This window comes from Pseudomonas sp. IPO3778 (genome assembly GCF_013386825.1).
Taxonomy (GTDB): domain Bacteria; phylum Pseudomonadota; class Gammaproteobacteria; order Pseudomonadales; family Pseudomonadaceae; genus Aquipseudomonas.
The window spans coordinates 1-7030 of sequence record NZ_JACARC010000081.1; the positions used below are offsets into that span (position 1 = coordinate 1).

At 63.1% G+C, this 7030-nt stretch carries 8 protein-coding genes; 4 read left to right on the forward strand and 4 right to left on the reverse strand.

Annotated features, from left to right (window positions below; translation table 11 throughout):
- Window positions 1–84 precede the first annotated feature (84 nt).
- Together HX855_RS30610 and HX855_RS30615 are read right to left on the reverse strand one after the other, a co-directional pair.
- The gene (locus HX855_RS30610; protein ID WP_177090649.1) at window positions 85–1038 is read right to left on the reverse strand and encodes an aliphatic sulfonate ABC transporter substrate-binding protein; all 954 of its coding nucleotides are present in this window, start codon (window positions 1036–1038) and stop codon (window positions 85–87) included.
- Window positions 1039–1112: 74 nt separating this feature from the next.
- A complete protein-coding gene (locus tag HX855_RS30615) occupies window positions 1113–1556 on the reverse strand; it encodes a GFA family protein (RefSeq protein WP_177090651.1) in 444 nt (147 codons plus the stop codon).
- A gap of 117 nt (window positions 1557–1673) precedes the next feature.
- On the opposite strand from HX855_RS30615, the gene HX855_RS30620 reads away from it, so the two are divergent.
- Entirely contained in the window at window positions 1674–2567 is an 894-nt protein-coding gene (locus HX855_RS30620) for a LysR family transcriptional regulator (RefSeq protein WP_177090653.1), read from the forward strand.
- Here the strand turns inward: HX855_RS30620 and HX855_RS30625 are convergent.
- Window positions 2555–3448, reverse strand: a complete 894-nt coding sequence (locus HX855_RS30625; protein WP_177090655.1) for a LysR family transcriptional regulator — start codon at window positions 3446–3448, stop codon at window positions 2555–2557. The two genes, HX855_RS30620 and HX855_RS30625, sit on opposite strands and share 13 nt — an antisense overlap.
- A 100-nt stretch (window positions 3449–3548) precedes the next feature.
- On the opposite strand from HX855_RS30625, the gene HX855_RS30630 reads away from it, so the two are divergent.
- Both HX855_RS30630 and HX855_RS30635 read left to right on the forward strand, forming a co-directional pair.
- The gene (locus tag HX855_RS30630) at window positions 3549–4544 is read left to right on the forward strand and encodes an aldo/keto reductase (protein WP_177090658.1); all 996 of its coding nucleotides are present in this window, start codon (window positions 3549–3551) and stop codon (window positions 4542–4544) included.
- 71 nt (window positions 4545–4615) lie between these two features.
- Complete coding sequence (locus HX855_RS30635) at window positions 4616–5017, forward strand: cupin domain-containing protein (RefSeq protein WP_177090660.1); 402 nt, start codon at window positions 4616–4618, stop codon at window positions 5015–5017.
- Window positions 5018–5023: 6 nt separating this feature from the next.
- On the opposite strand, the gene HX855_RS30640 is transcribed toward HX855_RS30635, so the two are convergent.
- Window positions 5024–5887: a LysR family transcriptional regulator gene (locus tag HX855_RS30640; RefSeq protein WP_177090662.1), complete on the reverse strand. Its 864-nt coding sequence runs from the start codon at window positions 5885–5887 to the stop codon at window positions 5024–5026.
- Window positions 5888–5989: 102 nt separating this feature from the next.
- Here HX855_RS30640 and HX855_RS30645 point away from each other — a divergent pair, with 102 nt between their 5' ends.
- On the forward strand, window positions 5990–6988 hold the full coding sequence (locus tag HX855_RS30645) for a quinone oxidoreductase (protein WP_177090664.1): 999 nt from the start codon (window positions 5990–5992) through the stop codon (window positions 6986–6988).
- Window positions 6989–7030 lie beyond the last annotated feature (42 nt).

Below are 7030 nucleotides of genomic sequence, written 5' to 3' on the forward strand. Positions count from 1 at the left end.
TGTAAGAGCGGAACCATAGGCCGCCGTTACCTAAATAACGGATATGTACTCAACCCAATCCAGCCAAGCCAAGCCCAGGAACCCTCAAGGCTTCCACACCTGCACATCCTGCGCATCCACCGCCTTGGGCAACAATCCCGCCTTGAAGAACGCATCCGCAATCTTCTGCTGCTCCCCCAACTCACCCAACGTCACCGGCTGCACCTCATAACTGCGATGAGCATTGGCCGCCTCGACAGTCTCCACATCCAGGTTGCCCCACAACGGCCCCAACACATTCGCGGCATCACGCGGATGGCTCTTCACCCACTCACCCGCCTGGTGCAACTGCGCGTAAACCACTTTCAACACCTCAGGATGCGCCTTGGCATAAGGCGTGCCCGTCAGGTAATAACGCTTGTAACTGGCCAGCCCGGTGCCATCCGCCAGCGTACGGGTAGGCAGTTGGCGCTGCACGCTGGTGAGGAAGGGTTCCCACGTGACCCACGCATCAACCTTGTTGTTTTCAAACGCAGCACGCCCATCAGCAGGCGTCAGGTACGCCGGCTCGATATCGGAGAACGCCAGCCCCGCCTTGTTCAGTGCAGCAATCAACAAGTAGTGAGTGCCAGCAGCCTTGGTCACGGCGATTTTCTTGCCCTTCAAATCCGCCAGTTGCTGGATCGGCGAGTCCTTGCGCACCACGATCGCCTGCGCCTGCGGCGAGGGCGCTTCCTGGGCAAAGTAGGTGAGTTTGGCCTGGGCGGCCTGGGCGAAGATCGGCACCGTGTCGGCCACGTCGGCGCTGATGTCGACATTGCCGACGTTCAGGGCCTCCAGCAGCGGCAGGCCACTGGGGAACTCATGCCAAGTGACATCGATGCCGTCAGCCTTGAGGGCTTTTTCCAGAGTGCCCTGGGTTTTCAGCAAGGTGATCAGGGTCGAGGATTTCTGGTAACCGATGCGTACGGTTTCCTGGGCCTGGGCAGTGATGGCCGCGGAAAAAGCCAGCACCGCCAAACCGGCGACGAGGGGGCGACGTAGGGAAAGTTTGGGCATGGAGGGATCGACCTTAAGCAAAATTCCCCAAAGCTTAAGGTTCTAAAAAGTATTCGATAAATACTCTTTCGATCTTAGCTTAGAGGCTTGCTCAGCGCCTCCCAAAACGCCTGCGGTGTCGGGCTTTCCAGCCACGTGGGCGCGCCCTCGGTCAGCGCCACCCACGGCTGTTTGTGCCGCACCCAGATATGTGCCACCGGCTGCACGGCCGGGCTCTGATCCAGCGTCCCGACCCGCAGCACCACCAACCCGGGCGCGGCCGTCGTGGTGTTGTAGACCCTCGTATGGCACACCCCGCACAACTGATGCTCCGAACGCTGCCCATCAACGTCATAGGCGTATTCCGTCAACACCCCCGCGACCTTCAACGCCTCCGCCGGCAACAACGCATGCAAGGCAAACGCGCTGCCGCTCCAGGTCTGGCAGTGCCGGCAATGGCAGGCATACACCGCAAGCGGTGCGTCGGTATTGAGGGTGTAGGTCACGTTGGCGCAACGGCATTGGCCGGTGAGTGTCATCAAAAACGATCCTGTGCAAAGTGAGGAGGGGAGGCCCATCGGGTATGCTCGCCAGCATGCCGCAGCCCCTCAACAAAGAACATCCGCCAAAACTGCCCAGCGGCTCACAGGAAATGTATGAACACCCCGCAACTCCAATGGGAAACCCAACGCGCCTTCCTCGCCGTGCTGCGCACCGGCAGTCTGTCCGGCGCCGCCCGTTTGCTGGGGATCGCCCAGGCCACGGCGCGGCGCCGGATTGAAGCGCTGGAGCAGAGTGTCGGGGTCAGCCTGTTTATCCGCTCACCCGCAGGATTGTTGCCCACCGACACTGCCAAAGAGCTGATCAGTCACGTGGAGGCGATGGCCGTCGCCGCCAACGCCTTCAACCGGGCCGCCTCGGCTGACGCGGCATTGGCCAGCGGCACGGTGCGGCTTACCAGCGGCAAGCTGCTGGGGGTTGAGGTGCTGCCGCCGATGCTGCGCAGCCTGCGCCGTGACCATCCGCAATTGGCCATTGAGTTGAGCGTGTCCAACCGCCTGCAAGCCCTGGCCCGGCAGGAGGCTGACGTCGCCGTGCGCATCCGCCGCCCTACGGAAGCGACGGTGGTCGCGCGCAAGGTCGGCGACCTGCAAGTGGGGTTGTACGCCGCACCGGAGTTGCTGGCGGAGCAGGGCACGCCGGACGCCGTCGCGCAATTGCACGGCTACCCGCTGATCGGCCCGGACCGCAATTTGCTGGAGATCGAGTTCCTGCGTGAGCGCGGTTTTGACTGTTCGGCGGCCAATACATTTATCCGCACCGACGATCACCTCGCCCAGTTAGCGGCGCTGCGTGCCGGGCTGGGAATTGGCGTCTGTTCAAGCCAAGTGGCGCAGCGTCACGGGCTGGTGCGCGTGCTGCCTGGGCAGGTGGATTTCAACGTCGACGTATGGATTGCGATGCATCAGGACATGCGCCGGGTGCAGCGTATCGCCCTGGTATTTGAGGCCCTGGGCGGCGCGCTGGCGGACTTCCTTCAACCGCGATAACGCAGCGCTTCCACCAGCAGCGCAAAGGCGGGTGAGGCCTGGCGACGGCTGGGGTAATACAGGTGGAAGCCGGCAAACGGCGCGCACCAGTCATCCAGCACCTGCACCAGGCGGCCGTCTGCCAGGTAGGGCGCCACCAGGTCGGCGGGGATGTAGCTCAACCCCAAGCCGTCAACCGCCGCCTTCAGCAACGGGTACACACCGTTGAACGTCACCTGGCCAGACACCCGCACATTCAGGCTTTCCCCGTCTTTACTGAACTCCCACACATACAGGCCGCCATTGGTGGGCAGGCGCAAATTGTTGCAGGCGTGATCGGTCAGGTCGCGAGGTGTGCGGGGTATGGCGCGCTGGGCAAAGTAGGCCGGTGAACCCACCACCAGCATGCGCATATCGGGACTGATGCGCGTGGCAATCATGCCTTGGGCAACGTCTTCCCCGAGGCGTACGCCGGCGTCGAAGCCGTGGGCGGCGATGTCGACAAAGCCGTAGTCGCAACACACTTCCACGGCGATATCCGGGTACTGGGCCAGGAACGGTTTCAGCACCGGCCACAGGATAAATTCCAGCGCGTGGTCCATGGCGTTGATGCGAATGGTGCCGGACGGCCTGTCCCGCAAGTCGCTCAACCCCTCAAGGCCGACCTGGATTTCATCGAAGTGCGGCCCGATCGTATCGATCAGGTGTTGCCCGGCTTCGGTGGGCGACACGCTGCGGGTGGTGCGGGTCAGCAGGCGCAGCCCCAGCCGCGCCTCCAGGCCGCGCAGGGTATGGCTCAGCGCCGACTGGGAAACCCCGAGCTTGGCCGCGGCCTTGGTAAAGCTGCGCTCACGGGCTACCGCCAGAAACGCGAGCAGGTCATTGGCGTTTTCCCTGAGCATTGGTGAGTCATCCTCATAAGTATTTTCAGATTCTAGCGGCTAATTATCACAATTCGTAACTGTTAGATTGGAATCAGCCCCCCTTACCCGGAGAACGACCATGCTCAAACGCACACTCGGCACCAGCCCACTCGAAGTCTCCGCCCTTGGCCTTGGCTGCATGGGCATGAGCTTTGGCTACGGCCCCGCGGCCGACAAACAGCAGATGATTGCCTTGCTGCGAAACGCGGTTGAACAAGGCGTGACCTTCTTCGATACCGCCGAAGTCTATGGCCCGTTCATCAATGAAGAACTGCTGGGTGAAGCCCTGTCGCCGCTGCGCGAGCAGGTGGTGATTGCCACCAAGTTCGGCTTTGCCCTGGACCCGTCCGGCAACGGCAAATGGTCGGGTCTCAACAGCCGGCCGGAGCATATTCGCCAGGTGGCCGAAGCCTCGCTCAAGCGCCTGAAGACCGATGTGATCGACCTGTTTTACCAGCATCGGGTGGATCCGAATGTGCCGATCGAAGAGGTGGCCGGCGCGGTGAAGGATTTGATTCAGGAGGGTAAGGTCAAGCATTTCGGTTTGTCTGAAGCCGGCGCCTCGACCATCCGCCGCGCCCATGCCGTGCAACCGGTAACCGCGTTGCAAAGCGAGTACTCACTGTGGTGGCGCAAGCCCGAGGCCGAGGTGTTGCCACTGCTGGAGGAACTGGGCATCGGCCTGGTGCCCTACAGCCCGTTGGGCAAAGGCTTTCTGACGGGCAAGTTCGACAGTCACAGCACCTTTGACAGCTCGGACTTTCGCAGCACGTTGCCAAGGTTCACGCCCGAAGCCTTACAGGCCAACCAGGCCCTGGTGGCGTTGCTGCGCCAGGTCGCCCAGCGCAAACAGGCCACGCCATCGCAAATAGCACTGGCCTGGTTGCTGGCACAAAAGCCATGGATCGTACCGATTCCGGGCACCACCAAAACCTCGCGCCTGACGGAAAACCTGGGGGCGGTCGAGGTGCAGCTCAGCGCTGCAGAACTCAGTGAGCTGGATGTCGCCGCTGCCAACATCGCGGTGCACGGCGACCGCTATCCCGAAGCCCTGGAACGGATGACCGGCCTATGAACACCCGTCTCGCCGCCACCGCACTTTCATTGTCCTTGCTGGCACTCGAATCATCGGCACAGGAGACCCCCATGCTGACCATCACACCCAACGGTTCCCAACCCTCGGTTAAAGGGCCGGCGGACTATTTCACCGGCACTGTGCGCGTCGACTCACCCTTCAAGGGCACCGATGCCGCGCGTGTCACCGGCGCCGTGGTCACCTTTGAGCCGGGGGCGCGTACAGCCTGGCACACTCACCCGCTGGGGCAGACATTGATCGTGACCGCAGGCTCGGGCCAGGTTCAGGAATGGGGCCAGCCAGTGCGGGCAATTCGCCCCGGCGACACGGTGTGGATTGCCCCCGGCGTCAAGCATTGGCACGGCGCCACGGCCAACACCGCCATGACCCATATCGCGATCAACGAGATGCTCGACGGCAAGGTGGTGGACTGGATGGAGCAGGTCAGCGACGAGCAGTACGCGGCGCAGTAATCGGCTTCAGCGCCGCAACTGCGGCGCGCTTTCAATGCAACTCACCAAAAACTCCATCACCACCTTCACCGAAGGCGAGCGGCGCATGTCGGGGTACACCGTCAGCCAGATATCGCGAACCGGGCCTTCGGTATTCGTTGCCAGCCGCACCAATGCTGCGTCGTGATCACCCACCAGCGTCGGCAACACCACCGCGCCCACCTGGGACCGGGCGGCCATTTGCTGGGTGATCAGGTCGCTGGCGGCAAGGGCAATCGCGCGGTTGCCGCGCAGCTGGTGCATCCAGGCTTGTTGAGGCAGATGGTCGCGGGTGGCGTCGTAGGCAATGAACGTCCACTGTTCGGCGGGTAACCGTTTGAACTCGGGTGTGGCATAGAGCCCGAAGCGCACCGCGCCGACCTTCCTGCGCACCAGTGCCTCTTCATCGGGCCGCACCGTGCGCAGGGCAATGTCGGCTTCACCTTTGTCCAGAGCGGCAAGGGTCGTCGAGGACAGCAGCACGATATTCAGTTTGGGGTACTGCGCCCGGAAGCGCGCGACCTGGGGCGCGATGCAGTGGATGGCCATCGACGGCGGGCAACTGACCCGCACGGTGCCGGCCACTTCGATCGAGGCCATGCGGGACAGGCGCATCACGTCGGTGGCCATCTCGCCCATGCCTGCCGCCAACTTGGCCAACGCCAGGCCTTCCTCCGTGAGCGGCCGGCTGCGGGGCAGGCGGTCCACCAGTTTTACGCCCAGGGCTTTTTCCAGGGCATCGACGCGCCTGCCCACGGTGGCGTGTTCCACCTGCAGCTCGCGGGCGGCCGCCGACAGCGACTGGGTGCGCGCCAGCACGGTGAAGTAATACAGATCTTGCCAGTCGAACATCGGGTTGTTTCCGCACGGAGGGTGGGAGGTATTGGGGAATTCTCGTACAGAGCGGCGCCTTTTACCATGGCGCATTCCTACTGCAAACGGAGTTGTCCCGCGATGAAAGCCTTTACCCTTGAGACCTACGGCGGCCCGGAGGTCGTTCAACTGCGCCTGGATGTGCCCAAGCCCCCAGTGATGCCCGGCCATGTGCTGATCAAAGTGGCCTGCGCCGGGATCAATTTCATGGACGTGCATACCCGCCAGGGCAAGTACGCCCGGTCGGTGACGTACCCGGTGCGTGTGCCTTGCACCCTGGGCATGGAAGGGGCCGGTGTGGTGGTGGAGGTGGGTGAGGGCGTGAGCCATCTGGGGGTGGGGGATCGGGTAGCGTGGTGCATTGCCTGGGGCGCGTTTGCTGAATACGCCAGTGTGCCCGCCGCGCGGGTCGCGCACATCCCCGATGCCATGGGCTTCGATCAGGCGGCTGCGGCGATGTTCCAGGGTTGCACGGCCCACTACCTGATTGAGGACGTGGCCCGGTTGCAGGCAGGCAACAGCTGCCTGATCCACGCCGCGTCCGGCAGCATCGGCCAGTTGCTGGTGCAAATGGCCCGTCGGCTCGGCGCCACGGTGTGCACCACCGGCAGCAGCGCTGAAAAATGTGCGATTGCCCTGCAGCGCGGTGCCGATTACGCGTGGCCATACGACGGGTTTGCCGAGCGGGTTTTGGAGGCAACCCAAGGGCAGGGCGTGGACGTGGTGTTTGATTCGGTGGGCAAGGCCACGTTGCGCGAGAGCTTCAGGGCCTGCCGCACACGGGGTTTGATCGTCAATTATGGCAACGTCTCCGGTTCGATGACTGACCTCGACCCGATGGAGTTGGGCGAGGCGGGTTCGTTGTTCCTGACCCGGCCACGGCTGAATGACCACATGGCCGACGGCCCGACTGTGCAACGGCGTGCCAATGCCGTGTTCGCGGCGATACTCGAGGGTTCGCTGACGGTGGAGATCGAAGGGCATTACACGCTGGAAGAGGTGCAGCAGGTGCATGCACGGATTGAGGCACGGCAGCAGATTGGCAAGGCGGTGGTGTGGCTGGATCGTGAGCTGAGTTAACAGCGAACGGCGATTTACGTTGGCGAGAGCGCTTGTGTGGCG

Coding starts and splice junctions, on each gene's coding strand:
- HX855_RS30610 (WP_177090649.1), bottom strand. CDS start 1,038: ATGCCCAAACTTTCCCTACGTCGCCCCCTCGTCGCCGGTTTGGCGGTG.
- HX855_RS30615 (WP_177090651.1), bottom strand. CDS start 1,556: ATGACACTCACCGGCCAATGCCGTTGCGCCAACGTGACCTACACCCTC.
- HX855_RS30620 (WP_177090653.1), top strand. CDS start 1,674: ATGAACACCCCGCAACTCCAATGGGAAACCCAACGCGCCTTCCTCGCC.
- HX855_RS30625 (WP_177090655.1), bottom strand. CDS start 3,448: ATGCTCAGGGAAAACGCCAATGACCTGCTCGCGTTTCTGGCGGTAGCC.
- HX855_RS30630 (WP_177090658.1), top strand. CDS start 3,549: ATGCTCAAACGCACACTCGGCACCAGCCCACTCGAAGTCTCCGCCCTT.
- HX855_RS30635 (WP_177090660.1), top strand. CDS start 4,616: ATGCTGACCATCACACCCAACGGTTCCCAACCCTCGGTTAAAGGGCCG.
- HX855_RS30640 (WP_177090662.1), bottom strand. CDS start 5,887: ATGTTCGACTGGCAAGATCTGTATTACTTCACCGTGCTGGCGCGCACC.
- HX855_RS30645 (WP_177090664.1), top strand. CDS start 5,990: ATGAAAGCCTTTACCCTTGAGACCTACGGCGGCCCGGAGGTCGTTCAA.